This is a genomic window from Streptomyces sp. SLBN-31 (assembly GCF_006715395.1).
Classification (GTDB): domain Bacteria; phylum Actinomycetota; class Actinomycetes; order Streptomycetales; family Streptomycetaceae; genus Streptomyces.
The window spans coordinates 1,430,916-1,455,398 of record NZ_VFNC01000002.1 but is presented as its reverse complement, the minus strand read 5'-3'; the positions used below and the strand labels follow the sequence as shown (position 1 = coordinate 1,455,398).

20 protein-coding genes and 1 pseudogene are annotated in these 24,483 nt (G+C 73.4%); 7 read left to right on the top strand and 14 right to left on the bottom strand.

Annotated features, from left to right (window positions below; genetic code table 11):
• Positions 1–122: 122 nt before the first annotated feature.
• Together FBY22_RS26610 and FBY22_RS26605 are read right to left on the bottom strand one after the other, a co-directional pair.
• Positions 123–1,814: a DUF885 domain-containing protein gene (locus tag FBY22_RS26610; RefSeq protein ID WP_142150071.1), complete on the bottom strand. Its 1,692-nt coding sequence runs from the start codon at positions 1,812–1,814 to the stop codon at positions 123–125.
• Between the two features lie 32 nt (positions 1,815–1,846).
• Positions 1,847–2,338, bottom strand: a complete 492-nt coding sequence (locus FBY22_RS26605) for an Lrp/AsnC family transcriptional regulator (RefSeq protein ID WP_142150069.1) — start codon at positions 2,336–2,338, stop codon at positions 1,847–1,849.
• 59 nt (positions 2,339–2,397) lie between these two features.
• Between FBY22_RS26605 and FBY22_RS26600 the strand changes: the two genes are divergently transcribed.
• On the top strand, positions 2,398–3,615 hold the full coding sequence (locus FBY22_RS26600; RefSeq protein ID WP_142150067.1) for a PLP-dependent aspartate aminotransferase family protein: 1,218 nt from the start codon (positions 2,398–2,400) through the stop codon (positions 3,613–3,615).
• Here the strand turns inward: FBY22_RS26600 and FBY22_RS26595 are convergent.
• The 5 genes from FBY22_RS26595 to FBY22_RS26575 form a co-directional block, all read right to left on the bottom strand.
• A complete protein-coding gene (locus FBY22_RS26595) occupies positions 3,593–4,855 on the bottom strand; it encodes a GNAT family N-acetyltransferase (RefSeq protein ID WP_399211866.1) in 1,263 nt (420 codons plus the stop codon). The genes FBY22_RS26600 and FBY22_RS26595 overlap by 23 nt on opposite strands.
• Positions 4,856–4,983: 128 nt before the next feature.
• Complete coding sequence (locus tag FBY22_RS26590; protein WP_142150064.1) at positions 4,984–7,638, bottom strand: DUF6493 family protein; 2,655 nt, start codon at positions 7,636–7,638, stop codon at positions 4,984–4,986.
• On the bottom strand, positions 7,635–9,038 hold the full coding sequence (locus FBY22_RS26585; protein ID WP_142150062.1) for an SWIM zinc finger family protein: 1,404 nt from the start codon (positions 9,036–9,038) through the stop codon (positions 7,635–7,637). Before FBY22_RS26585 ends, FBY22_RS26590 begins: the two co-directional genes overlap by 4 nt.
• A 141-nt stretch (positions 9,039–9,179) precedes the next feature.
• A complete protein-coding gene (locus FBY22_RS26580) occupies positions 9,180–10,763 on the bottom strand; it encodes an alkaline phosphatase (protein WP_142150060.1) in 1,584 nt (527 codons plus the stop codon).
• Between the two features lie 296 nt (positions 10,764–11,059).
• The gene (locus tag FBY22_RS26575) at positions 11,060–12,535 is read right to left on the bottom strand and encodes a PLP-dependent aminotransferase family protein (protein WP_142150058.1); all 1,476 of its coding nucleotides are present in this window, start codon (positions 12,533–12,535) and stop codon (positions 11,060–11,062) included.
• Here FBY22_RS26575 and FBY22_RS26570 point away from each other — a divergent pair.
• Positions 12,526–13,371 (top strand): annotated as a pseudogene (locus tag FBY22_RS26570) (DMT family transporter); the annotation flags it as partial. The gene FBY22_RS26575 and the pseudogene FBY22_RS26570 sit on opposite strands and share 10 nt — an antisense overlap.
• Before the next feature lie 93 nt (positions 13,372–13,464).
• Here the strand turns inward: FBY22_RS26570 and FBY22_RS26565 are convergent.
• Both FBY22_RS26565 and FBY22_RS26560 read right to left on the bottom strand, forming a co-directional pair.
• On the bottom strand, positions 13,465–14,295 hold the full coding sequence (locus FBY22_RS26565; protein ID WP_142150056.1) for an alpha/beta fold hydrolase: 831 nt from the start codon (positions 14,293–14,295) through the stop codon (positions 13,465–13,467).
• Positions 14,296–14,416: 121 nt separating this feature from the next.
• The gene (locus tag FBY22_RS26560) at positions 14,417–15,070 is read right to left on the bottom strand and encodes an NADPH-dependent F420 reductase (RefSeq protein WP_142150054.1); all 654 of its coding nucleotides are present in this window, start codon (positions 15,068–15,070) and stop codon (positions 14,417–14,419) included.
• Positions 15,071–15,183: 113 nt separating this feature from the next.
• Here FBY22_RS26560 and FBY22_RS26555 point away from each other — a divergent pair, with 113 nt between their 5' ends.
• On the top strand, positions 15,184–16,068 hold the full coding sequence (locus FBY22_RS26555) for an RNA polymerase sigma-70 factor (RefSeq protein ID WP_142150052.1): 885 nt from the start codon (positions 15,184–15,186) through the stop codon (positions 16,066–16,068).
• 168 nt (positions 16,069–16,236) lie between these two features.
• Positions 16,237–16,998, top strand: a complete 762-nt coding sequence (locus tag FBY22_RS26550; RefSeq protein ID WP_142150050.1) for a GntR family transcriptional regulator — start codon at positions 16,237–16,239, stop codon at positions 16,996–16,998.
• 75 nt (positions 16,999–17,073) lie between these two features.
• Here FBY22_RS26550 and FBY22_RS26545 read toward each other — a convergent pair whose 3' ends face one another.
• From FBY22_RS26545 to FBY22_RS26535, 3 genes are all read right to left on the bottom strand, one after another.
• Entirely contained in the window at positions 17,074–18,231 is a 1,158-nt protein-coding gene (locus FBY22_RS26545; RefSeq protein ID WP_142150048.1) for an ROK family transcriptional regulator, read from the bottom strand.
• Between the two features lie 88 nt (positions 18,232–18,319).
• Positions 18,320–18,982 carry a response regulator transcription factor gene (locus FBY22_RS26540; RefSeq protein WP_142150046.1) on the bottom strand — a complete coding sequence of 221 codons (663 nt, stop codon included), beginning with the start codon at positions 18,980–18,982 and terminating at the stop codon, positions 18,320–18,322.
• Positions 18,983–18,996: 14 nt separating this feature from the next.
• Positions 18,997–20,151, bottom strand: coding sequence for a sensor histidine kinase (locus FBY22_RS26535; RefSeq protein ID WP_142150044.1), 1,155 nt, complete (start codon positions 20,149–20,151; stop codon positions 18,997–18,999).
• 108 nt (positions 20,152–20,259) lie between these two features.
• On the opposite strand from FBY22_RS26535, the gene FBY22_RS26530 reads away from it, so the two are divergent.
• From FBY22_RS26530 to FBY22_RS26520, 3 genes are read left to right on the top strand one after another with little or no spacing between them, the layout of a single operon-like run.
• The gene (locus FBY22_RS26530) at positions 20,260–21,180 is read left to right on the top strand and encodes an ABC transporter ATP-binding protein (RefSeq protein ID WP_142150042.1); all 921 of its coding nucleotides are present in this window, start codon (positions 20,260–20,262) and stop codon (positions 21,178–21,180) included.
• A 2-nt stretch (positions 21,181–21,182) separates the two neighbouring features.
• A complete protein-coding gene (locus tag FBY22_RS26525; RefSeq protein WP_142150040.1) occupies positions 21,183–21,902 on the top strand; it encodes an ABC transporter permease subunit in 720 nt (239 codons plus the stop codon).
• Between the two features lie 41 nt (positions 21,903–21,943).
• Positions 21,944–22,354 carry a hypothetical protein gene (locus FBY22_RS26520; RefSeq protein ID WP_142150038.1) on the top strand — a complete coding sequence of 137 codons (411 nt, stop codon included), beginning with the start codon at positions 21,944–21,946 and terminating at the stop codon, positions 22,352–22,354.
• A gap of 99 nt (positions 22,355–22,453) precedes the next feature.
• Here FBY22_RS26520 and mug read toward each other — a convergent pair whose 3' ends face one another.
• Entirely contained in the window at positions 22,454–22,948 is a 495-nt protein-coding gene (gene mug / locus FBY22_RS26515) for a G/U mismatch-specific DNA glycosylase (protein ID WP_260845170.1), read from the bottom strand.
• 53 nt (positions 22,949–23,001) lie between these two features.
• Complete coding sequence (gene purB, locus FBY22_RS26510) at positions 23,002–24,444, bottom strand: adenylosuccinate lyase (protein WP_142150034.1); 1,443 nt, start codon at positions 24,442–24,444, stop codon at positions 23,002–23,004.
• Positions 24,445–24,483 lie beyond the last annotated feature (39 nt).

The following is a 24,483-nucleotide window of genomic DNA, read 5'->3' as shown; positions in this document are numbered from 1 at the left end:
CTGTCGGCGGGTCGTTGGAGAGGTGCTCAACCACCCGGTCCGCCTCGTCGCGCGTGGATCGCCGTCGACGAGACGGACCGGATCACCGGAGGGTCAACTCCGTAGGCGGATCGCGGCGCTGATCACAGTTGGGCCAGCTCGTCCACCAGGTCGTCCAGGCCCAGCGAGCCCTGCGAGAGCGCGGCCATGTGCCAGGCCTTGAGGTCGAAGGACTCGCCGTGCCGCTCGCGGGCCTTCTCCCGGCCCAGCAGCCAGGCCCGTTCGCCGAGCTTGTAGCCGATCGCCTGGCCCGGGATGGTCAGGTAGCGGGTCAGCTCGCTCTCCACGAAGTCCGCCGGGCGGCTGCTGTGGGCGCCGAAGAACTCCTGCGCCAGCTCGGGCGTCCAGCGCTCACCCGGGTGGAACGGGGAGTCCGCCGGGATCTCCAGCTCCAGGTGCATGCCGATGTCGACGATGACCCGGGCGGCCCGCATCATCTGCGCGTCCAGGTAGCCGAGCCGCTGCTCCGCGTCCTTGAGATAGCCGAGCTCGTCCATCAGCCTCTCCGCGTACAGCGCCCAGCCCTCGGCGTTGGCGCTGACCCCGCCGAGCGTGGCCTGGTAGCGGGAGAGATTCCCGGCGACGTGCGCCCACTGCGCCAGCTGCAGATGATGCCCCGGCACGCCCTCGTGGTACCAGGTGGACACCAGGTCGTAGACCGGGAAGCGGGTCTGGCCCATCGTCGGCAGCCAGGTGCGTCCCGGACGGGAGAAGTCCTCGGAGGGCGGCGTGTAGTACGGCGCCGCCGCGCCTCCGGGCGGGGCGATGCACGACTCCACCTTCCGTACCCGCTCGGCGAGTTCGAAGTGCGTGCCGTCGAGGTCCGCGATCGCCTGGTCCATCAGGCCCTGCAGCCAGTCGCGGACCTCGTCGACGCCGTCGATGTGCTTGCCGTGCTCATCGAGGTGCGCGAGCGCCACCCAGGGGGTCTCGGCGCCGGGCAGGATCTTCTCGGCCTCCCGCTTCATCTCGCCGAGCAGCCGGTGGAACTCCGACCAGCCGTACGCGTACGCCTCGTCCAGGTCGAGGTCGGTGCCGTTGAAGTAGCGGGCCCAGCGGGCGTAGCGCTCGCGGCCGACCGTGTCCGGGGCGCCCTCGATCGCCGGCGCGTACACGTCGCGCATCCAGTCCCGCAGCTCCACGACCGCCGCGGTCGCCCCACGGGCGGCCTCGTCCAGCTCCGCGCGCAGCGAATCAGGTCCGTCCGAGGCGAACTCCTCGAACCAGCCGCGGCCCTTGCCGTCGGTGTCCGACCACTCGGTGAGCTGTCCGACGAACGTGGCGGTCGGCCGCGGCGCCGCGTACAGCTTGCGCTCGAGGCCGAGCTCCAGGGACTCCCGGTAGCCGGCCAGCGCGACCGGCACGCCGCGCAGCCGTTCGGTGATGGCCGCCCAGTCCTCGTCGGTCCGGTTCGGCGTCACGGTGAACACCTCGCGCACCGAGTGCACCGGTGTGCCGAGGTTGCCGACCCGGCGCAGGTCCTCCTCGGCCTCGTGCACGGCGACTTCCGCGGTGAGTCGCTCGCGCAGCAGCCGGCCGCACCGGCGCTCGACGTCACTGTCCGCGCCGGGCTGCCGTTCTGCCTCGTCGAGCCGGGCCAGGGTACGGCGGGCCAACTGCGCCAGCGCCTCCTGGCCGCCGGGCGAGAGATCGGGCAGCCTGCTGGAGCTCTCCTTCACACCGAGGTACGTACCCGTCACCGGGTCGAGGGCGATGACCTCGTCGACGTACGCGTCGGCGACCTGTCGGGGCAGCATGTTCGTGGTCTGCGACATGCGGTCCATCCTGGTAGACGGGCCGCACCACGTCACCCCGATTGTGCCGAGGGCGAAGGCGGCAGCAGCGGCCCGCAGTCCCACTGCTGGAAGATCAGCCGCGTCTCCACACGGGCCACTTCCCGCCGGGACGTGAACTCGTCCAGCACCAGACGCTGCAGATCCGTCATGTCGGCGACGGCCACATGGACGAGATAGTCGTCCGGTCCGGTCAGATGGAAGACGGTACGGGACTCCGGCAGCGCCCGGATGCGCTCCACGAACGGTCCCACCAGTTCCCGTCGATGCGGCCTGACCTGCACCGACAGCAGGGCCTCAAGTCCTCGGCCGAGCTTGGCCGGATCGAGCCGCAGCTGGTGTCCGAGGATCACCCCGCAGCGACGCAGCCGCGTCACGCGGTCCAGGCACGTCGAGGCCGCGACACCCACCTGCGCGGCGAGGTCACGGTAGGTGGTCCGGGCGTCGTTCTGCAGCAGGCGCAGAAGATGGAGGTCCACCGGATCCAGTACGACAGATTCGGCCATCGGCCGAACGTAGCACGGTGTCCGGCCCATGTGACCCGGCCGTTGTTCACGCTTCCGGCATGGAGTCCACGAGAGCTCTGGCCACCGAGGCCGTGCACGCCGGCCGCGACGACCTCGCCCGGCAGGGGCTGCACGCCCCGCCCATCGACCTGTCGACCACCTACCCCTCGTACGACAGCCGGGGCGAGGCGGCCCGCATCGACGCGTTCGCCACCACCGGCGCCGAGCCCGACGGCCCGCCCGTCTACGGTCGGCTCGGCAACCCGACGGTCGCCCGCTTCGAGACCGCGCTCGCCCGCCTGGAGGGCACCGAGTCCGCGGTCGCCTTCGCCAGCGGAATGGCCGCGCTGAGCGCGGTCCTGCTCGTACGCGCCTCGCTGGGCCTGCGGCACGTCGTCGCCGTACGCCCCCTGTACGGCTGCAGCGACCACCTGCTCACCGCGGGACTGCTCGGCTCCGAGGTGACCTGGACCGACCCGGCCGGCATCGCCGACGCCCTGCGCCCGGACACCGGGCTGGTGATGGTGGAGTCCCCGGCCAACCCGACCCTCGCCGAGGTCGACCTGCGCGCGGTCGCCCACGCGTGCGGCTCGGTCCCGCTCCTGGCGGACAACACCTTCGCCACGCCCGTCCTCCAGCGCCCCGCCGGACTCGGGGCGCGGCTGGTACTGCACAGCGCCACCAAGTACCTCGGGGGACACGGCGACGTGATGGCGGGCGTGATCGCCTGCGACGAGGAGTTCGCCGGCCGGCTGCGCCAGGTCCGCTTCGCCACCGGCGGCGTCCTGCACCCGCTCGCCGGCTACCTGCTCCTGCGCGGTCTGTCGACCCTGCCGGTCCGCGTCCGCGCCGCCTCCGCCAACGCCGCCGAACTCGTCCGCCGCCTGTCCGCCGACCCGCGCGTCACCCGCGTCCACTATCCGCGCATCGGCGGCGCGATGATCGCCTTCGAGACGGCCGGCGACCCGCACGAGGTCATCGCCGCGGTCCGGCTGATCACTCCCGCGGTCAGCCTGGGCAGCGTCGACAGCCTCATTCAGCACCCGGCGTCGATCAGCCACCGCATCGTGGACGCCGACGACCGCCGCGGGGCGGGGGTCGGCGACCGGCTGCTGCGGATGTCGGTGGGCCTCGAGGACGTGGACGACCTGTGGGCCGACCTGGACCACGCGCTGGGGGAACGTCCCGTGGCGGGCACGGGAAACCGCGCGAGCGGGCACGACTCCGCCGTCCCCGCCGACGCGGCCCCGGCCTCTACGGCGCTTCCGCGTTGGTGACCCTCACCAGCCCGGCGTCCACCCCCAGACGAGCCGTGATGACCAGGGTGCCCTCCTCGATCTGGTAGTCGAGGGGGAGCCCCAGGCCCCGCATGGCCGCGACCATCCCGGTGTTGGAGGCCTGCGTCACGGCGTACACACTCTCACAGCCGGCCTCGGCGGCCATCGCCACCAGCCGCTCCAGGAGCTCCGCGCCGATGCCCCGCCGCTGCCACTTGTCCTCGACGAGCAGCGCGACCTCGGTCTCGTCCCCGTCCCACAGCAGATGCCCGAGGCCGACGACGCGGCCCGACGCGGTCTGCACGGCGAGCGTCCGGCCGAAACGCGGGCTGAGCAGGTGGTTCAGATAGCGGTCCGCGTCCCCTACCGGCCCGTGGTAGCGCATGGAGAGCGTCCGCGAGGAGCACCGTTCGTGCATCTCCCGCGCCGCCTCCAGGTCACCCGGGCCGGCCCGGCGCACCGTGATCTCGTTGCCCTCGGGCAGCGTCAGTACGTCCCGGCCGCGCGGCACCCGCGGCCCGAGCCGCGCGTCCAGCTCCACCAGCGCCCGCGCCCGGGCGAACTCGGTCGGGGTGAACGGCAGATACGGCCGCTCCACGGTGATCACGCCGCCTTCCGGTGCCCGCAGCCGCATCACCGTGTCCTCCAGCACCCCGTCCAACGGCACGGCTTCCGGGCCGCGGCCACCCCCGACCGGCGTGGCCGGAAGCTGCCGGATGGTGCACCGGCCCAGCAACTGCCGCAGCGCCAGCGGCAGTTCCGCCGCGTCCAGGGCGGTACGGGCCGCCAGACCGAGCACCCGGGTCGGCGCGTCCACCAGGTCATGGGCGTCGGCCCGCTCCATCCAGGTGTCGGCGCCTCCGGCCCTCGCGACCACCTGAGTGAGCTCGGAGGCCATGAGACCGCCGGGAGCCCGCAGCAGGAACTCGTCGACGGTCCCCTCGGCCAGCGGATGCGTCTGCAGGCTCAGGATGTCGACGCGTTGCCCGGCGAGCGCCATGCACAGGGCCGCCAGCGACCCCGGCTCGTCCTTCACGGTCGTCCGCATCCGCCACAACACGCTCTCGTCCGGCCCGGCCTGCCGCTCGGTCGGCAGCGGCCGGGCGCCGGTATCGCCCGCCGGCGGCGCGTGCCCGTGGCGGCGTGACCACCACGTCTGGAACACCGAGGCGAGGCCGGCCGCGCCGCCCCGTCGACGGTGCCCGCCACGGCCCTGTTCCTCTGTTGTCACGTCAGACATGTCTCGAGTCATGGAACCACTGTGAAGGAAACGTGTTGCGTGATCACGAACGGTTTGTGACTGATCGGTAAAGCGTGCTTATGTTCCTTTTGTTGATTTCTCTACGATTGATACGTGCGGCTTTCCGCTCATGCGGCCATCTCCCATGTCAGCGCGCTGTACAACCGCCGCGCCTGCGCCACGATCCGGGACGAGCCGCGCCGCTCCGCGGTCTGCGCGAGGTGCGGTATCTCACCCCGGGCCCCGCACCGCTCGGCGGACTCCGCGGCCACGGCGAGCAGTTCCCCCAGCCCCCGGGCCGACGCTCCCACGCCGCCCGTCGCCAACTCGGCGAGCAGAAGGGGCAGCGTGTGGCGGAGCATCTCCCAGACGGTGGCGTCGGCGCCCGTGGCCGCCGCGGTCCGGGCCGACTCCGCGAGCCGCAGCGGCTTGACCGCGCCGCGCCGCACGAGCTGCCCGAGATCCGCGCCGAGCCGGGCCGGGTCGAGCTGGCCGCGGGCCGCCAGCGTCAACAGCGCGTCCACGGCGGCGAGCCGGTCCTCCGCGTGCCGGGCGCCGAGCCCGTAGGCCAGGCCCAGGTGCACGGCCTCGCCGGCCTCGCCACCGGACTCGGCGAGCTGCGGCAGGACGGCGGCACCCCGGTCGTCGTCCACGGCCAGGGCCGACAGGTCCCGCAGCAGGCGTACGGCGACGAGCTCGCGCCGCTCGGGCAGCACGGCCAGCCAGTGCGGACGTGCGTCGTCGTTCCAGTGGTGGCAGTACCAACGGTCGGGGAAGACCCCCGCCGGCCGGCCCAGGTGGCGGTACTCCTCCGGGAAGTCCAACTGCAGCTCCGGCAGTTCACCGCACTCCAGCAGGATGCGGCTGCCCGAGATCCGGCGCCGGGTCGCCGGCCGCGCGTCCTCCGGTGCGCCCAGCCAGTCGGCGAGCCGTGCGCCCTCCCTCGTGCCCAGAGCCGCGGCGCGCTCGGCGGCCCGCCCGGCCGTCGGCCGGTCCGAGCGCCGCACCCGCAGCAGCGCCTGCGCGAAGTCCGCCGCCGACACCCGCGCGCCCAGCCGCCGGTACTCGGCCAGCCGCTCCACCAGCTCCTCCGGCTCCAGGAGGCCCGTGCTCCAGGTCGGGGTCGACAGCAGGAAGGGCAGCGGGTCCGTCCGCAGCCGGTACGCCACCTCCCAAAGCCTGGCCGCGAAGGCCCGCCCCAGGGCGCCGTGTCCGCACTCGCGGGCCGTGGAACCGTGCTGGACGACCTTGTGCAGTGTCCCGAGTTCCACCTTTCCGAGAAGGGTTGCCAGGAGGAGGTCGAGGCCGTCCTCCGCGTCCGAGACGGAGAAGTCGCTCCTGCTGAACCGGCTCTGGTACCGCAGACCACTCTCCGCGTCGTACCACCAGCGGCGGGCGAGCACCGGCCCGAGCGCCTCCACCAGGGCCTCCCGGTCGTGGTGGGCGTGGCGCACCAGACCGTCCAGTGCCCGCTCGAACCCGGCCACACCGGGCTCGGTCTCCATGGCCGCCCCCACCTCCTCGGCCACCTCGGCCGCGGACGCCGGAGCGGGTTCGAGGCGCGTGGGCAGCGGGACGGGCGGAAGCACCTCCTCGTACGGCACGGGGTCCGCCGACGCGGCCGCGGTGCCCAGGAGCCCGACCGCGCGGACGCGCAGACCCGGGATCAGGTTCTCGGCCTCCGTCGCGATTTCCGCGCGCGTCTGGCCGCTGTCGGCCTTCTTCAGATGCCGCTCCACCAGCTTCAGCGCCCGCTCCTGCACGTCCGAGTCCTCGTGGCCGAAGGCCCGGGCGACCACGGGCAGCAGCTCCTCGGCCGCGCCGGCGTCCCGGGCGAGGATCTTTCCGAGCAGCACGAGCTGGGCGCGCACCAGCTTCTTCTCGGTGCGGAAGAGCACCGCGGACGACATCTCCGCCAGCCGGGAACTGCTCAGTTCGCCCGCGAGGGCCAGGGTGGACAGCACGGTCTGGGCGTGCGCGGCCACCGGGGAGACCGCGTCGCAGGCCAGCGCCAGCCAGTCGGCCCTCCGCTGCCGTTCCTCGTCCTTGGCGAGGTCCATGCCCTTCAACAACCGCAGGAAGAAGCGCTGTTCGGTGGTGGTACCACCCCTCAGCAGACGGGCCACGCACGCGTCGACCATGACCTCGCGCTCCACGAGCCCCTCGGCGGCCAGCCCCGACAGCGCCCCCGTCCAGCTGTCCGGCCCGTCGCCCCGCGGCCATTCGAGCAGGCCGCCGATGTCGTTCGTCTCGAAGAGCGCAGCCACCAGTTCTCGGAGGTGGGGGTCCTGGCGCATGCGGTCGAGCAGTGTGCCCCCGCGCTGCCAGGCCCAGCCCACGTGCCCCATCCAGCCCCGCACATACGCGTCCGTGGTCGGCACCGGGCAGCCCGACAGCCGTACCAGCCCCGACATCAGCTCGTACGGCACCCCGGAGGCGGCCGGGCGCTCGGCGAGCCGGTGCGTCAGATCGGCCAGCCACTGTGGGGAACGGTCGCCGAGCAGCCGCAGCAGCAGGGCCGCGGACGTCCCCGACCAGCGCATGTCGGCGGCGGCGATCCACGCGGCGACGGCTGCCGCGCCCGTCTGACAGGCCACCCCGGCCGCATACAGCGGCGGATACGCGCGACGGGACGCCGCGTCCCAGGGGGCAGCCCTGAGCTCCTTGCGCAGGGCCTTCAACTCCGGGAAGGCCGCGCGCCGTTCGGTATCCGTCAGCTCATCGAGCAGGTCGAGCACCTCGGCCGTCCGGCCGGCCCGTACCGCTTCCATCAACGCGCTCATCGCGCACCCCCGTCGACTCGAACCGTTTCCTGCCGTGCCGCCGCACCCCGCCGCACCATCCGCACCGCCAGCGCGTGCTTGCACGGCCCGCGCCCGCCCCGGTACCTCGCCCACCACTGACAGCTGCAGCTGAGCACCCCCGCCTCGTCGCGCACCCGGTGCACATGGCCGTCCTCGGCCGTAACCGTCCCCAGGGCTCCCTCCAGGGCGACGGCGCCCGCGGCCACCAGCGCCCGGGCCGAGCGCAGCCGGGGGTTGTGGCGCTCCACGCGCTCGGCGTCGTAGGGCAGCTCACGGTGGAAGTAGGCCGCCTCCGCGGTGTCGTACCCGACGCGGCCCGAGGTGCCCAGGCGCACCAGGGCCGCCCGCACCCGCTCGGCCGTCAGGCCGCAGGAGGCGGCGAGGTCGGAGATGTCGATGCGGGGCTCCCAGGCGAGCAGCACGGAGACCAGCTCCGCGTCCTCGGCGGCCTCGTCCGTGGCCAGCGCGTCCAGCACGCCGCCCTCGCCCGAGAAGCCCCGCGAGGCGTCGGGCGACAGGGTGAGCGTGAGCCGCATCCCCGGCAGCACGGCCTCCCAGGCACACGCCGTGGAGGCGCTGCCGGTGGCCGCGGGGCCGTAGACCCGCAGGGCCGTCGCGTGCCGCAGCACGCGCTGCAGCGCGACCAGCCGCTCCGGGCCGGGCAGGCACACCGCCCCCGGCACCGCCCGGGTGGTCGGCCGCAGTCCGCGGCCGGCCGGCACCACCCACCGCGGCCCGGTCGCAACGCCCCGCCCACCCCCGCGGGGCAGGGCGCGCAGGAACCGGACAGCCTCGGCGGCGGAGAGCTCGGCCCGCAGGTCGAAGCCGGCCGCGACGACCTGGGCCTCGGCGAAACCCCGCAGCCAGCGGTCGGGCAGCGGCACCTTCTTCTCCACGACCGGCCCGTCCAGCGTGGTCACGGCCAGTTCCTCGGGGCCGACCCGCAGATGGAGCGGGTCGTCGGAGCCGATGCGGGAAAGGGCCTCGCGCAGCGGGTTGTTGACGTCGACGTTCGTCGTGCCGTGCCCGACCTCGTCGCCGTCGAGGCCCGCGGCCAGCACGTCGAGGCGGGCGTAGACCCCGCCGCAGCCCGAGAAGGACTCGAAGCGCAGCCGGTCGCCGTTGCCCGTCACCACCGGGTCCAGCGCGGCCGGCAGCTGCCGCTGGTAGTACCGGGCGGCCGCCACGTCCGCCACCGCCAGCAGCCCGGCCGAGGCCGCCTGGGGCGACGTCAGAAAGCCCGCGAAGAAGCGCGGATGGTCCTCGGCGCCGGTGGGCGTAGCACCCCGTGAGGTCTCGAGTCCCAGGCGTCGCCCACCCGCCGAGGACTCCAGCACGGAGGGTCGGCGATAGGCCACGGCCTGCAAAGATCGCGTCATGGAAAAACCGTAGAGGCGACCACTGACAATCGGCCCTGACCTGCGAAAACGACCTGTCGGCAGGGGAGTTGGCGGGTACGGGACGGGGCCGCGCGCCGGGGGATGACGCCGGTGCGCGGCCCTGTTGAGAGGGTACGGCAGTTACTGGCCGACCAGCCCCGGCCGCAGGGTCTTGGTGAACAGCACGGTGCCGTCGTACTCGCGCAGCCGCACCGTCAGCTCACCGCTGTCGCCATCGATGTCGACCTCGCCGAAGAACTGGTAGCCCTCGGCCGGCGAGACGTTCGAGGCGGTCGGGGCCTTCACGAACACCCGGTCCGGGCCGAAGGTGCCGTCGAGTGCGCTGGCCGGGAAGGCGCCGGCGTTCAGGGGGCCGGAGACGAACTCCCAGAACGGCTCGAAGTCCTTGAACGCGGCCCGCGAGGGGTCGTAGTGCTGGGCGGAGGTGTGGTGGACGTCGGCGGTCAGCCACACCGTGCCGGTGATCCGCTGGTGCTTGACGTAGCGGAGCAGTTCGGCGATCTGCAGCTCGCGGCCGAGCGGCGCGCCCGGGTCGCCCTGCGCGACGGCCTCGAAGTTCGCCCTGCCCTCCACCGCGTCCGGCACGACCAGGCCGAGCGGCATGTCCGCGGCGATCACCTTCCACACGGCACGCGACAGGGACAGCTCGCGCTTGAGCCACCGCAGTTGTTCGGCGCCGAGGATGCCCTGCGGGTCGGTGGTCTGGTCATCGGGCGAGTTGGCGTTGCGGTAGGTCCGCATGTCGAGGACGAACACGTCCAGCAACGGGCCGTGGTTGACCACGCGGTGGATCCGGCCGTCCGGGCGGCCGCTGAGCGTGGAGACGGGGAAGTACTCGGAGAAGGCCCGGCGCGAGCGAACGGCGAGGTCGTCGAGCCTGGTGCCGGCCGGGTAGGCGGTGCCGGTGCCGATGACCTCGCCCGGGTACCAGTTGTTGCGGACCTCGTGGTCGTCCCACTGGACGATGCTCGGCACCTGGGCGTTGAAGCGGCGCAGCGCCTGATCCAGCAGGTTGTAGCGGAAGTTGCCGCGGAAGTCGTCCAGCGTGACCGCGACGTGCGACTTCTCCTCGGTGGTGAGGTTGCGGTACACGCCGCCGTCGGGCAGTGCCTGCGTCGACGGGATGACGCCGTCGGCGTAGATGTTGTCGCCGCTGCACAGGAAGAAGTCCGGGTCGACCTTCGCCATGGCGTCGAAGATGCGGTAGCCGCCGATCGACTCGTTGATGCCCCAGCCCTGGCCGGCCAGGTCCCCGGACCACACGAACCGCACACCCTGGCGCCGCTTCACGGGCGCGGTGCGGAACGTGCCGGTGACCGGCTCGCCGGTGCGGCGCGGGTCGTCCGGGTCGGAAAGCAGCACGCGGTAGTGGATCTGCTCGCCCGCGGGGAGCCCGCGCAGCCGGGTCGTGCCGGTGAAGTCGGAGTCCGCGCCGAGCAGCGGGCCGTGCCATCTGCGCGGGTGGCGGAACGACTCGGTCGCCGACGTCTCGACGACCATCCGGGCGGGGCGGTCCGACCGCACCCACACCAGACCGGAGTCCCGTGTCACGTCACCCGCCTGCACACCCCAGTCCGCCCGGGGACGACCGGAGAGCGCGAACGCCGGTGCCGCGGCCGCGGCGGTGGGCAGGGCCAGGGCCGCGGACGCGGCGAGGGAGCCGCGCAGCACGCTGCGGCGGCCGGGGAACGGACGGTGTGACATGGATGCGCCTCCAGGGACGGGATCCGGCCGGTGTGCGACGCCACAACTACTGGTGCGCCGCAGCGCGGACGGAAACCACAAGTGAACAACTGGCCGCGGGGGCGGGTGAACCGACGCGCGCGAGGAAGGAACCGCCGGCTCCGGGTGGAGCATTCGCCGCCATGCACCTGCGGGCCACCGGCCGATCGACCTGCACCTGCGGGCCGTCGGCCGATCGCCGTGCCCGGCAAGCCCGTGCTCACCCGGACGTACCCGGCAACCCCGTGCCCACCCGGGGATGCCCGGCAACCCCGTGCTCACACGGCAGCCGCCATGAGACGCACACCGGCCCGGATTCGTCCGGGCGGCAGATGCGCGTAACCGAGGACCAGGCGCACGCCGCCGTCGCCGTCGTCCGGTTCGGCACGCGCGTGCGTGTACGCGCTCAGCGGGCGTACGGCCACCCCCGCGGCCCGCACGCGCGCGAGGAAGCGCTCCTCGGGGCCGTACCGAGCGGGAAGGGCGGCGATGACGTGCAGTCCCGCGGCGATGCCGGTCAGCTCCGACCCCGGAAAGTCCTCCGCCAACGCGGCGACGAGAGTGTCGCGCCGCTCCCGGTAGGCACGCTGGCAGCGGCGCAGCTGGCGGTCGTAGTCGCCGCGTTCCACGAAGCGGGCGAACAGCGCCTGGTCGAGGGCGGGATGGCCGAGATCCAGCGTGCGTTTGCGTTCGACGACCTCCTCGGCCAGTGATCGCGGCACGAGGAGCCAGCCGAGCCGCAGGCCCGGGGCGAGGGACTTGCTGACCGAGCCCGCGTAGGCCACGTGCTCCGGGTCGAGCCCCTGGAGGGCGCCCACGGGGGCGCGGTCGTAGCGGAAGTCGCCGTCGTAGTCGTCCTCCAGGACCAGCCCGTCCACGGACCGCGCCCAGTCGAGGAGTTCGGCTCGGCGGCGCGCCGAGTAGGCGATGCCGGTGGGGAACTGGTGGGACGGCGTGGCCACCACGGCCCGCAGCCCCGACTCCCGCAGCGCGTCGACGCGCAGCCCCTCCCCGTCCAGCGGCACCGGCACGGTGGTGACCCCCGCCGAGGCGTACAGCGCGTCGTGCTGGGGGCTGCCGGGGTCCTCGACGCCGACCTCGCGCACCCCGCGCGCGTGCAGGACGAATCCGAGCAGCGCCGTCGCCTGTGCCACCCCGGAGACCACCACGATGCGTTCCGGGTCGGCCACCACGCCCCGGCGCCGCGTCAGCAGCTCGGCCAGCGCCGTGCGCAACCGGGGCAGTCCGCGCGGGTCGGGATAGCCGAGGTCGTCGTGCGGCAGCCGTGCCAGCACATGGCGCTGCGCGGTCGCCCAGGCGGCGCGCGGGAACAGCGACAGGTCCGGCGTGCCGGCCACGAAGTCGGCCTCGGTGCCGGGGGAGCGCGGCGCGAGGTCACGCGCGCGTGGCGGTGCCGCCCGCACGGCGCCGCCCACCCAGGTGCCGGCGCCCCGCCCGCTGCGCAGGTACCCCTCGGCCGTCAGCTGCTCGTACGCCTCGGTGACCAGCCCGCGCGACACGCCGAGGTCGGCGGCGAGATCCCGGCTCGACGGCAGCCTCGTACCCGGTGGCAGCCGCCCCGAGCGCACCGCCTCCCGGAGCGCGGCCTGCAGTGAACGGCCACGCGTGCGTGCCGGAGCGGAGACGGCGGGCAGCAGCAGCTCCCAGGCGGGGGAGGCGCTGTGGCCCGTGCCCGCGTCTCCGGCCGGCCTCTGGTGACCGGACTCGTCCGGATTGGTCCCCGATGGCGTCATGGGAATGGACCTTAAACCGGACCGCCGCGGTGCCTAGCGTCGCCGGCATGAACGCCACCGCCGCCCGTGGAGCACTGCTCGCCGCGCTCGCCGCCGTCCTCGTCGGAGGTTCCTTCACCGCCAACAGCGTCCTGGGCCGCTACCCGTACGCCGGAGGCCAGTTCCTGCGCTACGGACTGGCCTGCCTGCTGCTGATCCCGCTCGCCGGCCATGGCTCGGCGGCCAGGTTGCGCATGCTCGGGCTCCGCCAATGGGCCCGGCTCGCCGCCCTCGCCGCGGTGGGCATGGTCGGCTTCAACCTGGCCGTGCTCGCCGCCGAGCGCACCGCGGAACCGGCGGTCCCCGGCGTCTTCGTGGGCTGCGCCCCGGTGGTCGTGGCCGTCGCGGTACCGCTCCTGGAGGGGCGCGAACCCCGGCGCACCGTGCTGTACGGGGCGTCGCTCGTCGCGGTCGGCGCGTTCACGGTCCAGGGGTGGGGCCGTACGGACGGCACCGGGATCGCCTTCTCCGCCTGCGCGCTGGCCGGTGAGGTGGGCTTCGCCGTCCTCGCCGTCCCGGTGCTGCGGCCGCTGGGGCCACGGCTGCTGTCCGCCACGGTGTGCGGCGTCGCGGCCGTCGAGTCGGCCGTCACCGGCCTGCTTCTGGACGGCACGGCGTGGCTGCGCCGCCCCGACGGCACCGAGGCCGCCGCGCTGCTGTGGCAGGCGGCGGTGGTCACCGTCGTCGGCTTCGTGTGCTGGTACGTGGGCATGCAGCGGATCGGCGCCGAGCGCGCGACGCTGTTCTCCGGCCTCATCCCGGTCGCCGCCGCCTGCACCGCCCCGCTCGTCGGAACGGGGTCCTACGGGCCCGCCCAGGCCGTCGGCAGCGCCCTGGTGGGCGCCGGAGTCGCCCTCGGCTCCGGCGCGTTGAGCGGGCGGTCCGCCGGATCAGCGGCTGCCGTCGAGGATGACGCGGGCCACCAGCGCCGGGTCGTCGTTCATCGGGCAGTGCCCGCAGCCGGGCAGCCGCACCAGACGCGCCCGCGGAATGATCTGCTTGGCGCGCACGCCCTGACGGCGCACGAGCAGCATGTCCCTGGTGCCCCAGGCCACGGTGACGGGCAGATCGGGGATGTCGTCGGTGAACTGCACGGCGGTACCGGCCCGGAGCGTCGCGTCGAACCCCGTGGCCCCGGCGAGGGCCAGCGTCTCGGCGACCACGGCATCGGGTGAACGGCGGCCGGGGCGGGCGTAGATGGTGCTCGTCAGCATCGTCCGGCCGGCCGCCGAGCGGGACAGCCGCTGCACCAGCGGAAGCGGCAGGCGCTGCGAGATCCGGCGCATGGCGAGCAGCACGCCGAAGGCGTAACGCCGCTCGGCCTCGGACCAGAAGCCGGCCGGGGACAGCGCGGTGACCGACCGGACGAGTTTCTCGCGGGCCAGCTCCAGGGCCAGCAGCCCGCCGAGGGAGTTGCCCGCCACATGTGGCCGGTCGAGCTCCAGGGCCTCGCAGAACGCGCCGAACACGGCGGTGGTGGTGGCGAGGTCGTAGGCCAGGCCGTCCGGGAGCCCCGGGGAGGCGCCGAACCCGGGGAGATCCACGGTGATCACCTCGCGCTCGGTGGCGAGGATGTCCACCACCGGGTCCCAGGCCTGCCGGTGGTGGCCGATGCCGTGCAGCAGGAGCAGCGGTGCGCCGCTGCCCACGCGCGCGTAGGAGACGGTCACGGGCTGCGGGCCGCGTGGTGAGGGGACCTTGAAGGAGACGGTGGCGGACATGGGGGTGCTCCTCGTCTGGGGCTCGCTGACGGACGCCGTAGACAGCTTGTCAGCAATTGCTACCGACGGGTAGCCCCCAATCCGCGCGACCTCGCGGCCGCACCCCGCTTCCCGCCCGGGCTCAACGCGCGCTGCGGATCTCCATGTTGAACTCGCCGTGCCCGAAGTGCCGGAACAGGTCCACCCACAGCGGCAGCGCCATCTCCACGGCGCGGGCCGACCGGATGCCGCCCAGGTCCAGCACCCGGTGCGGCGGCCACCCGAACTCCCCGAGCAGGGCGGTGACCTGCTCCTTGGCCGCCGCGTCCTCCCCGCACACGAAGATCTGGTGTTCGCCCGGCACCAGGGTCGGTTCCACCATCACCTTGCAGTTGACGGTGTTGAGGGACTTCACCACGCGCGCGCGGGGGAACGCCCGCTGGATCTGCTCACCCACGCTGTCCGACTCGACGGGGTCCAGCCGCAGCTGCCCGTCCTCGAAGGTCAGGGGATTGCTGACGTCGACGACGACCTTGCCGTCGAGGTTCGCCGCCCCGGCCGCCTCCAGCGCCGACAGCGCCACCCGTCCGCCCACGGCGACGACGACCACCTCGGCCGACGAGGCCGCCTCCTCGAACGTGCCCGACCGAGCGCCCGCTCCGGCGCCCCGCGCCCACTCCAGGGCGGCCGGATTGTCCTTGCTGCGGGAGCCCAGCGTCACCTCGTGGCCCAGGTCGACCAGCTTCCCGGCCAGCGTCCGGCCCACCTCGCCCGTGCCCAGAACCGCGTACCGCATCGCAACCTCCGCCACTGACGGCCCGCCGACCACCGGCGGCCCCCACGCCATTCTGCTCCGCGCACGCGGATTTCTCCTGGACATGGCCCCGCACGTCGCGTGGGATGGACAACGTGAGCACCGACACCGCGACCGACGTCTTCGAAGATCACCGCCCCGTCCTGCTGGGAGTCGCCTACCGCATGCTGGGGCGGGTGGCCGACGCGGAGGACGTCGTCCAGGAGGCGTGGCTGCGCTGGTCCGGCGCGGACCGCGGCGAGGTCCGCGAACCGCGCGCCTATCTGGTGCGCGTCACCACCCGCCTCGCCATCGACCGGCTGCGCCAGGTCAAGGCGCGCAACGAGGCGTACGTCGGCCCGTGGCTGCCCGAGCCGTACGTGACCGACTTCGGGGACACCGTCCCCGACACCGCAGAGAAGGCCGTCCTCGCCGACTCCGTGTCCCTGGCCGTCCTGGTCGTCCTGGAGTCGCTGTCACCCCTGGAGCGGGCGGTGTTCGTCCTGCGGGAGGCCTTCGGCTATCCGTACGCGGAGATTGCCTCCATGCTCGACCGGGGTGAGGCCGCGGTGCGGCAGCTCGCCGGGCGGGCCCGCAGACACGTCGAGGAGCGCCGGCCGCGCTACGAGGTCGATCCCGGCCGGCGCCGCGAGCTCACCGAGCGCTTCCTGGCCGCGGCGGGGGAGGGCGACCTGGAGGGCCTGATGGAGTTGCTGGCGCCCGACGTACGGCTCGTGGGCGACAGCGGCGGCAAGTCGCGGGCACCGCTGCGGGTGCTGGAGACCGCCGACAAGGTGGGCCGCTTCGTCATCGGCGCCGCCGGAAAGGGCGTGCCCGACCCGTCCTTCCGCTTCATGGAACTCAACGGCGGCCCGGCTCTCGTCGTCCTGTCCGCGGGCAGGCCCGACAGCGTCTTCCAACTGGACGTCTTCGACGGCCGGATCCAGTCGGTCTACATCATCCGCAACCCCGACAAGCTGCTGTCGCTGCCGGTCGCATAGACAGCGTTTTCTGTCCGTACTCCGCAGCCTTCTTCTGCGTTCGCCACGGGATCGGGATTGGTCTTGACCAAGGGTGGGGGCCGCCCTATGGTCGCAGATAAGTGCAACAACCTTTAATAAACAAGGGCGCTAAAACGCCGCCGGACCACGGCGATTGCGGAGGACAGGGTGGGGACCACGCAGCTGGAAACGGTGCCGGAACCGAAGTACTGGCATCTCAAGACCGTGCTCAGTGAGGCACTGGAGTCCGAGTTCTCCGTGGGCGAGATCCTGCCCAACGAGCGCGATCTCGCCGCCCGTTTCGGCGTCGCCCGTGCCACGCTCCGCCAGGCGCTGGAGCAGCTCGAACTGGAAGGCAGGCTGCAGCGCCGCCGCGGCGTCGGCACCACCGTCGCGCCCCCGCGCGTGGGCGTCGCCGTCGGCACCGAGCAGCACGCCTGGCCGGGCGCGGGGAACGACGTCTGGCAGGCCGTGGACTGCGCGGTCGCCGCCCCGCCCGCCGCCGTGGCCGCCGCGCTGGAGACCGGCCGGGAGGAGGCCGTGTACACCGTGCGGCGGTCCCGGGTGTCGCACGGCCAGCCCGTCGCGGCGGAGCTGCTCTACATCCCCGCCGCCTCGGTGCCGGAGCTGTCCGCCATAGACGCCCCGTCGGGACCGGCACGCGCGCGTGCCGTCCTGCGCGAGCTGCAGCGACTGGAGCTGGAGGGTCAGGAGAGCGCCGTCGAACTGGGCTCGGCCCGCGCGGACGACGCCAAGGAACTGGACCGCCTTCCCGGCGCTCCCGTCCTGGTCGTCACCACCCGCTTCCTCGCTGGTGGCCGCACGGCGGCGCTGTCCGTCGCCACCTACCGCGCCGACACCTGCCGGCTGACCTTCGGCGACTCGGGTGGCGTGGAGATCCACCAGGACCCCGAACGCCGGGCCTCCTGACCCCCGCACCGCCCCACGGACCGTGCGCCCCGGTACTCACCCGGGGCGCAGCCGTTCCACCGGCAGGCCGTCCGCTCAGCGGCGTGCCGTCACCGTGCCCTCCACCGCGAAGAGCTGTTCCTCCACGTGGTCGAGGGCCAGGCGAAGCGCGCCGGTCGCCACCGCGGCCTCGCCCAGGAGGGACAACGTGACCTTCGGCGGACGCAGGCAGTAGCGGGCCAACTCGCGGCGCAGGGGCTCCAGTACGCCGTCCAGGCCGGTCGCCCAGCCCCCGACGACGACGAGTTCCGGGTCCAGGGCGAGGGCCAGGGCGGCGACGTCGTGGACGAGACGCTGGATGAAGCGCTCGACGGCCGCGCGGGCCCGCTGGTCGCCCTCCCGGGCCTGCGCGAAGACCTCGGCGACGGCCTGTTCGTCCAAGGGGTGCAAGGGCTCGTCCGTGGTGGACAGCAGGGTCTCCGGCGTCACCTCGCGGCCCAGCAGGTGCAGCGCGCCGATCTCGCCCGCCGCCCCGCCGTACCCGCGGTGCAGCCGTCCGCCGATCAGCGACCCGGCACCCGGGCTCAGTCCAGCGAGCACGAACACGACGTCGTCGGACTCGGTCGCCGCGCCCTTCCAGTGCTCGGCGACGGCCGCGGCATTGGCGTCGTTCTCGACCAGCACCGGGCACTTGAAGGACCGGCTCAGGCGTTCGCCGAGACGCAGCCCCGTCCATTCGGGGAGCGCGGCGCACAGCCGTACGGTGCCGTCGGCCTCGACGACGCCGGGCGAGGCCACGCCCACGGCGCGCAGCGAGTCACGGGCGACCCCGGCCCGGCGCAGCAGTTCGGCCACCGCCGTGCGCAGCCGCTCCAGCCGCTCGTCGGCGGACGCCGACTCGTCGACGTCCTTGGCGACCGCGCCCAGCACCCGTCCGTCCAGGTCGGCGAGCAGCGCGGCGACCCGGTGCGAGCCGATGTCCAGGCCCAGCAGATGCCCTGCCTCGGCCCGGAACCTGAAGCGCCGCGCCGGCCGCCCCTGGCGCCGTACGACACTCTCGTCCGGGGCCTTCTCGACGACGTATCCCGCCTCGATGAGCCCTTCCACGACGCCCTCGACCGTCGGCCGGGACAGTCCGGTCACCCGGGTGATCTCCGTCAGCGTCGCCGCGTCCGTGGCGCGCAACGCGTGCAGCACCACCGCGGAGTTGATCCTTCGCAGCAGCGAGGGATCCCCGCCGGTCAGCCGCCCCAACGTCCGTCCTCCCAGCTCGTGCGCGTGTTGGCCGGATCGTACTCGCAGCGGCGGAGACCGGCGAGTGCCGGGCCGCCCGGGCGGCGGATCACCCCGGCGTCACGAACCCCGACTCGTACGCGGCGATCACGGCCTGCGTGCGGTCCCGGGCGCCCAGCTTCGCCAGCACGGAGCTGACGTGCGACTTCACCGTTTCGGTACCGACGACCAGCCGGGCGGCGATCTCCGCGTTCGACAGCCCGCGGGCCATCAGCCGCAGCACCTCGCCCTCCCGCTCCGTCAGCCGGGCCCGCTCCAGCGCCTCCCGGGCCGCCCGGTTCCCGCCCCCGTCGCCGAACTCGGCGGCCAGCCGCCGCACCGACGCCGGGAACAGCAGCGACTCGCCCTCGGCGACCAGCCGTACCGCCTGCACGATCTCGGCGGGCCGTGCCCGCTTCAGCAGGAAACCGTCCGCTCCGGCCCGCAGCGCCTCGTAGACGTACTCGTCGTTCTCGAACGTCGTCACCACCAGGATCTTCGGCGGCTCCTGGACCGTCCGCAGCACCGCGCGCGTGGCCTCGATGCCGTCCAGGAGCGGCATGCGCACGTCCATCGCGACGACGTCCGGACGCAGCTGCCGCACCAGCGGGATCACCGCCGCGCCGTCGGCCGCCTCCCCGACGACCTCGATGTCCGGCTGAGCCTCCAGCACGGCACGCAATCCCGCGCGTACGAGCGGCTCGTCGTCGACGAGGAGAACGGTCACCGGCATCCGGCCAGCGTAGATCAACTCACCGGCAGCTCCACATGTACCTGCCACTGGCCGTCGGCGGGGCCGGTCCGCGCGCGACCGCCCAGCAGGGCCGCGCGCTCGCGTATGCCGCGCAGTCCGCTACCGCCGCCGGCCCCCGCCGTGTCGCCGGTCAGCGGGTTGCGCACCTCCAGCACCAGTCGCCCGTCCGCGACGTCGACACCGACGCGCACCGGGACGGCTCCCGCGTGCCGCAGGACGTTCGTCAGGGCCTCCTGAAGGATGCGGTAGCCCTCGCGGGAGACCGGGCCGGGAACCGACTCCAGCGCGCCGGAGACCTCCGCGTCGATCTTGGCTCCGGAGGCGCGAGCGGACTCCAGCAGACGATCGGCGTCGGTGAGCGTGGGCCGACTGCCGACCGGGCGCCCGGACTCGCGCAACACGCCGAGCACGCGCTCCAGGTCCTCCAGGGCGGCCCGGCCGGTCTCCTCGATGGCGGCCAGCGCCCGGTCCGTGAAGGCAGGATCACCGGCCGCACGGGCGGCGCCCGCCTGCACCACGGCCACGGTCAGCGCGTGACCGATGGAGTCGTGCAGCTCACGGGCGATCCGGGTGCGTTCCAGAAGCTGGTCGGTACGCTCCTCCAGAGCGGCGAGACGCTCGGCGGCGGACGGCCCGAGGAGCGCACGGGCGACGGCCGTCGCCAGCCCGCCGAGGCCGACGACGACGCCGTACAGCGCGAGCAGGGGCAGCGGAGCGGCGAGCGCCCAGGCCCAGTGCCCCGGTATGTCCCGCAGGAATGGCACCTCGCCGCCGGGACTGCCGAGCGCGGCCCGCACCAGCCCGTAGCACGTGACGGGCAGCCAGACACAGGCGAACGCCGCCAATATGCCCAGCCCAAGGCGCACTTCGAGCCACACCGTGGTACGCAGCCGGTGGCGCCAGGTCGTCGACGGCGCCATCGAGAAACCCGCGTCCGGTTCCCCGGGCGTCAGCATCCAGCGGGCCTGCACCCCCTCACCCGTGCGCACGGCCGGGATCAGCCCGACCGGAGCCAGCAGCAGCGCCGGCACCCACGGCCACGAGGGGCCGATGAACATCCACACGCTGACGAACAGCACCGGCACCCACAGGTGCAGCAGCCGTGTGTACGTCGTCCCCCGGAGCAACGGGCGCAGAAAGCGGGCCATTTCGTCATCGTGCCAGCCGCCACCGACAACGGACCTCCCCCGCGCGGGGGAGACGATCTCCACCGGCGGGGGAGGCCGCCACCCCGCCCCACCGGCCACGCTGCTGCCATGACCAGCATCGACGTCCAGAACCTCACCAAGGAATACGGCACCCGGCGGGCCGTGGACGACCTCACCTTCAGCGTCCGTCCCGGCCGTGTCACCGGCTTCCTCGGCCCCAACGGCGCCGGCAAGTCCACCACCATGCGGCTCGTGCTCGGCCTGGACCGGCCCACATCCGGCACCGCCGCCATCGGCGGCCGCCCCTACACAGGCCTGCGCGAACCCCTGCGCCACGTCGGCGCCCTCCTAGACGCCCAGGCCGCGCACGGCTCCCGCACCGGACGGGACCATCTGCGCACCCTGGCGACGAGCAACCGCATCCCCGGCCGGCGGGTCGAGGAGGTGCTGGAGGAGACGGGCATCGCCGCCGTCGCGCGGCGCCGGGTGCGGACGTACTCGCTCGGGATGCGGCAGCGGCTCGGCATCGCCGCCGCCCTGCTCGGTGACCCCGAGGTGGTCATGCTCGACGAGCCCTCCAACGGCCTCGACCCCGAAGGCATCGTCTGGATCCGGTCGCTGCTGCGCCGGCTCGCGGCTCAGGGCCGCACGGTACTGGTCTCCAGCCACCTCATGAACGAGACCGCCTCCTTCGCCGACCACCTCGTCGTCCTGGGCCGCGGCCGCCTGCTGGCCGACACGCCGATGCGGGAGTTCATCGACACGCGTGTGCGCCCACGGGTGCGGATCAGAACGACCGACGCCACCGCGCTCACGGGGGTGCTCGCCCGGCACGGTCACGAGGCCGTACGGCACGAGGCCGGCCACTGGACCGTCGACCACGCGCGCGTGGACGACATCGGGCGCCTCGCCTCCGCCGCCGGCGTCCCCCTCCTCGAACTCGCCACGGAGGAGGGCACCCTGGAGCAGGCCTATCTCGATCTGACCAGTGGCGAGGCCGAGTTCACCGCACCGTCCCAGGAGGCCTGACCATGGAATTCACGCCCGTTCTGCGCTCGGAACTGCTCAAGATCCGCACACTGCGGTCCCTCGTCGGCGGCCTGTGCGCGGTGCTGCTCTCGACCGTCCTGTTCTCCGCCCTGGCCGGCGCCGACAGCGGCGGCCCGGACTTCGACCCGCTCTTCACCGTCTTCTTCGGGGTCGCCTTCGGGCAGATCGCGGCGATCGCGTTCGGCACGACGGCCGTTGCCGCCGAGTTCCGGGGCGGCGCGCTGCGGGCGACCCTCACCGCGGTGCCGCGCCGGGGGCGGTGGTTCGCGGCGAAGGCGGTGGCAGTGGGCGCACCCGTCCTGGTGGTGGGCCTGCTGACGGGCGGTGTGAGCCTGGCCGTGGGCAAGGCCGTTGTGGGGGAGAAGGCGGATCTGACCTGGGGCGAGGAGGTAAGGGGTGTCGTCGGCTGCGGGCTCTATCTGACGCTGATGGCCCTGCTCGCGGCCGGACTGACCGCCGTGCTGCGCAGTGGCGTCGCCACGTTGAGCCTGTTGATCCCGTTCCTGCTCATCGTCTCCTTCGTCATCGGCGACATGTCCGACTCCCTCGCCGACCTGCTGCCGGACCGGGCGGGCCAAGTGGTCCTCCACCGGACCTGGGACGGCTCGTTCGGCCCGTGGACCGGCCTCGCCGTGACGGCGCTGTGGGCCGCGGCCGCGCTGGCGGCGGGGGTGTGGAGCGTGCGCCGGCGGGACGCCTGACACCTCACCAATTGTCAGTGGCGCCCGCTTTACTGGACCGTATGAACATCGCGCGCTACGTCGCTCTCGTCGAGGAGCTGTGCTTCCGCCCTTTTCCGGCGGGACGCGGCCATCACGAGGCCGAGTTGGAGGTCAGCCACGGCCTTCGGGGCGGCGACCTCGCGGAGCGGGCGGTGACGGCGGAGCAGTACCGGAAGTACCGGGACGCCATGTACGACCGGCTGGCGTCGCGCTGGGGCGAGGGAGAGCCCTTCAGCCTGCAGACGGTCCTGTTGCGCACGGCGGAGGAGGAGATACCCGAGCCGTGGGCCTCCTTCGGCGCACGCGCCGACGTGGCCTACCTCTGGGAGGTGCCGGGCACCGCCCGCTGGGTCGCTGTCGCCGTAACCGACCGGGACGTCACGGACGAGATCCAGCTCGTGGCAGTGGTCACCGAGGTCGCGCCACCCTGACCCGCCGAGAACCATGAGCCGCCGGCCTCAACGGCCACGGGCCCCGGTCGCCGCCGACCTCAGCCGATGCGAGCCTTCGACCGCCGTCGACCTCAGCCGTTACGAGCCCTCGACCGCCGCCGACCTGAGCCGTGCGAACTCCTCCGCCATCGTCTGCGCCGTCCAATGCGCGTTCAGACCGCTCGGGTTGGGCAGCACCCACACCCGGGTCTCCCCGATCACCCGCTCCTGCGGGCCCACCCTGGCCTTGCGGTCGTCGAAGGCGGCCCGGTAGGCGGTGACCCCCACCACGGCCAGCCACCGGGGCTTGAGCCGCGCCACCTTGAGCGCCAGCTGCCGCCCGCCCTCCTGGTACTCCTCAGCACCGAGCTCGTCGGCCCGGGCGGTGGCCCGTGCCACGACGTTCGTGATGCCGAGCCCGTAGGACAGCAACTCCCGCTGCTCCGACGGCTTCAGCAGACGCGGGGTGAACCCGGACAGATGCAGCACCGGCCAGAAGCGGTTGCCGGGCCGGGCGAAGTGGTGACCGCTCGCCGCCGACATCAGCCCCGGGTTGATGCCGCAGAAGAGCACGGAGAGGCCGTCCGCGACCACGTCCGGGACGAGACGGTCGCGGGCGGCCTCCAGTTCCGCCGGGGTGAAGCGGGTCAGAGGATCGCCCCCGGCGTGTAGCCCGCGGCCTCCGGGTGCTGCTTGACGATCTCCTCGACGCGGGCGACCACCGCGGCGACCTGGTCGGCGGCGGCGCCGGTGAAGGACAGCTTGTCGGCCATCAGCGCGTCCAGCTGGGCGCGGTCGAGCGGGATGCGCTCGTCGGCGGCCAGCTTGTCCAGCAGTTCGTTGCGCTCGGCACCCTGCTCGCGCATCGCCAGCGCGGAGGCGACGGCGTTCTCCTTGATGGCCTCGTGCGCGAGCTCACGGCCCACGCCCGCGCGGACGGCGCCCATCAGCACCTTGGTCGTGGCGAGGAACGGCAGGTAGCGGTCCAGCTCACGGGCCACGACGGCCGGGAAGGCGCCGAACTCGTCGAGCACGGTGAGGAAGGTCTCCAGCAGACCGTCCAGGGCGAAGAACGCGTCCGGGAGGGCCACCCGGCGCACCACCGAACACGAGACGTCGCCCTCGTTCCACTGGTCGCCCGCCAGTTCGCCGGTCATCGACGCGTAGCCGCGCAGGATCACCATCAGGCCGTTGACGCGCTCGCAGGAGCGGGTGTTCATCTTGTGCGGCATCGCCGAGGAGCCGACCTGACCCGGCTTGAAGCCCTCGGTCACCAATTCGTGCCCGGCCATCAGCCGGATCGTCTTCGCCAGCGAGGACGGCGCCGCAGCGAGCTGCACCAGCACGGTCACGACCTCGTAGTCCAGCGAGCGCGGGTAGACCTGGCCGACCGAGGTGAAGGCCTGCGCGAAGCCGAGGTGCGCGGCGATCCGCCCCTCCAGGTCCGCCAGCTTCGCCGCGTCCCCGCCGAGCAGGTCCAGCATGTCCTGCGCCGTGCCGACCGGGCCCTTGATGCCGCGCAGCGGGTAGCGGCCCAGGAGCTCCTCGACCCGGCCGTAGGCCACCAGCAGCTCGTCGGCGGCCGTCGCGAACCGCTTGCCCAGCGTTGTGGCCTGCGCGGCCACGTTGTGGGAGCGGCCGGCCATGACCAGCTCGCCGTACTCGCCGGCCAGCTTGCCCAGGCGGGCGAGGACGGCCACCGTGCGGTCGCGCATCAGCTCCAGCGACAGCCGGATCTGCAGCTGCTCGACGTTCTCCGTCAGGTCGCGGGAGGTCATGCCCTTGTGCACGTGTTCATGGCCGGCGAGGTCGTTGAACTCCTCGATCCGGGCCTTCACGTCGTGCCGGGTGACCTTCTCGCGCTCCGCGATCGAGGCCAGGTCGACGGTGTCGAGGACACGCTCGTAGTCGGCGATCGCCGCGTCCGGCACCTCGATCCCGAGGTCCTTCTGGGCCCGCAGCACGGCGAGCCAGAGCTGCCGCTCCAGCTTCACCTTCTGCTCGGGCGACCAGAGCGTGGCGAGCTCGGCGGAGGCGTAGCGTCCGGCGAGGACGTTCGGGATGCGGGGCTTGGCGGGAGCGGAAGTCACGTAGACGGATTCTACTGGCGATTCGTGCAGGCCAGCGCC

Excerpts from the sequence above, each read along its gene's own strand:
- FBY22_RS26610 (WP_142150071.1), bottom strand. The coding sequence starts at position 1,814 with ATGTCGCAGACCACGAACATGCTGCCCCGACAGGTCGCCGACGCGTAC.
- FBY22_RS26605 (WP_142150069.1), bottom strand. The coding sequence starts at position 2,338 with ATGGCCGAATCTGTCGTACTGGATCCGGTGGACCTCCATCTTCTGCGC.
- FBY22_RS26600 (WP_142150067.1), top strand. The coding sequence starts at position 2,398 with ATGGAGTCCACGAGAGCTCTGGCCACCGAGGCCGTGCACGCCGGCCGC.
- FBY22_RS26595 (WP_399211866.1), bottom strand. The coding sequence starts at position 4,855 with ATGTCTGACGTGACAACAGAGGAACAGGGCCGTGGCGGGCACCGTCGA.
- FBY22_RS26590 (WP_142150064.1), bottom strand. The coding sequence starts at position 7,638 with ATGAGCGCGTTGATGGAAGCGGTACGGGCCGGCCGGACGGCCGAGGTG.
- FBY22_RS26585 (WP_142150062.1), bottom strand. The coding sequence starts at position 9,038 with ATGACGCGATCTTTGCAGGCCGTGGCCTATCGCCGACCCTCCGTGCTG.
- FBY22_RS26580 (WP_142150060.1), bottom strand. The coding sequence starts at position 10,763 with ATGTCACACCGTCCGTTCCCCGGCCGCCGCAGCGTGCTGCGCGGCTCC.
- FBY22_RS26575 (WP_142150058.1), bottom strand. The coding sequence starts at position 12,535 with ATGACGCCATCGGGGACCAATCCGGACGAGTCCGGTCACCAGAGGCCG.
- FBY22_RS26565 (WP_142150056.1), bottom strand. The coding sequence starts at position 14,295 with ATGTCCGCCACCGTCTCCTTCAAGGTCCCCTCACCACGCGGCCCGCAG.
- FBY22_RS26560 (WP_142150054.1), bottom strand. The coding sequence starts at position 15,070 with ATGCGGTACGCGGTTCTGGGCACGGGCGAGGTGGGCCGGACGCTGGCC.
- FBY22_RS26540 (WP_142150046.1), bottom strand. The coding sequence starts at position 18,982 with ATGCCGGTGACCGTTCTCCTCGTCGACGACGAGCCGCTCGTACGCGCG.
- FBY22_RS26535 (WP_142150044.1), bottom strand. The coding sequence starts at position 20,151 with ATGGCCCGCTTTCTGCGCCCGTTGCTCCGGGGGACGACGTACACACGG.
- FBY22_RS26530 (WP_142150042.1), top strand. The coding sequence starts at position 20,260 with ATGACCAGCATCGACGTCCAGAACCTCACCAAGGAATACGGCACCCGG.
- FBY22_RS26525 (WP_142150040.1), top strand. The coding sequence starts at position 21,183 with ATGGAATTCACGCCCGTTCTGCGCTCGGAACTGCTCAAGATCCGCACA.
- FBY22_RS26520 (WP_142150038.1), top strand. The coding sequence starts at position 21,944 with ATGAACATCGCGCGCTACGTCGCTCTCGTCGAGGAGCTGTGCTTCCGC.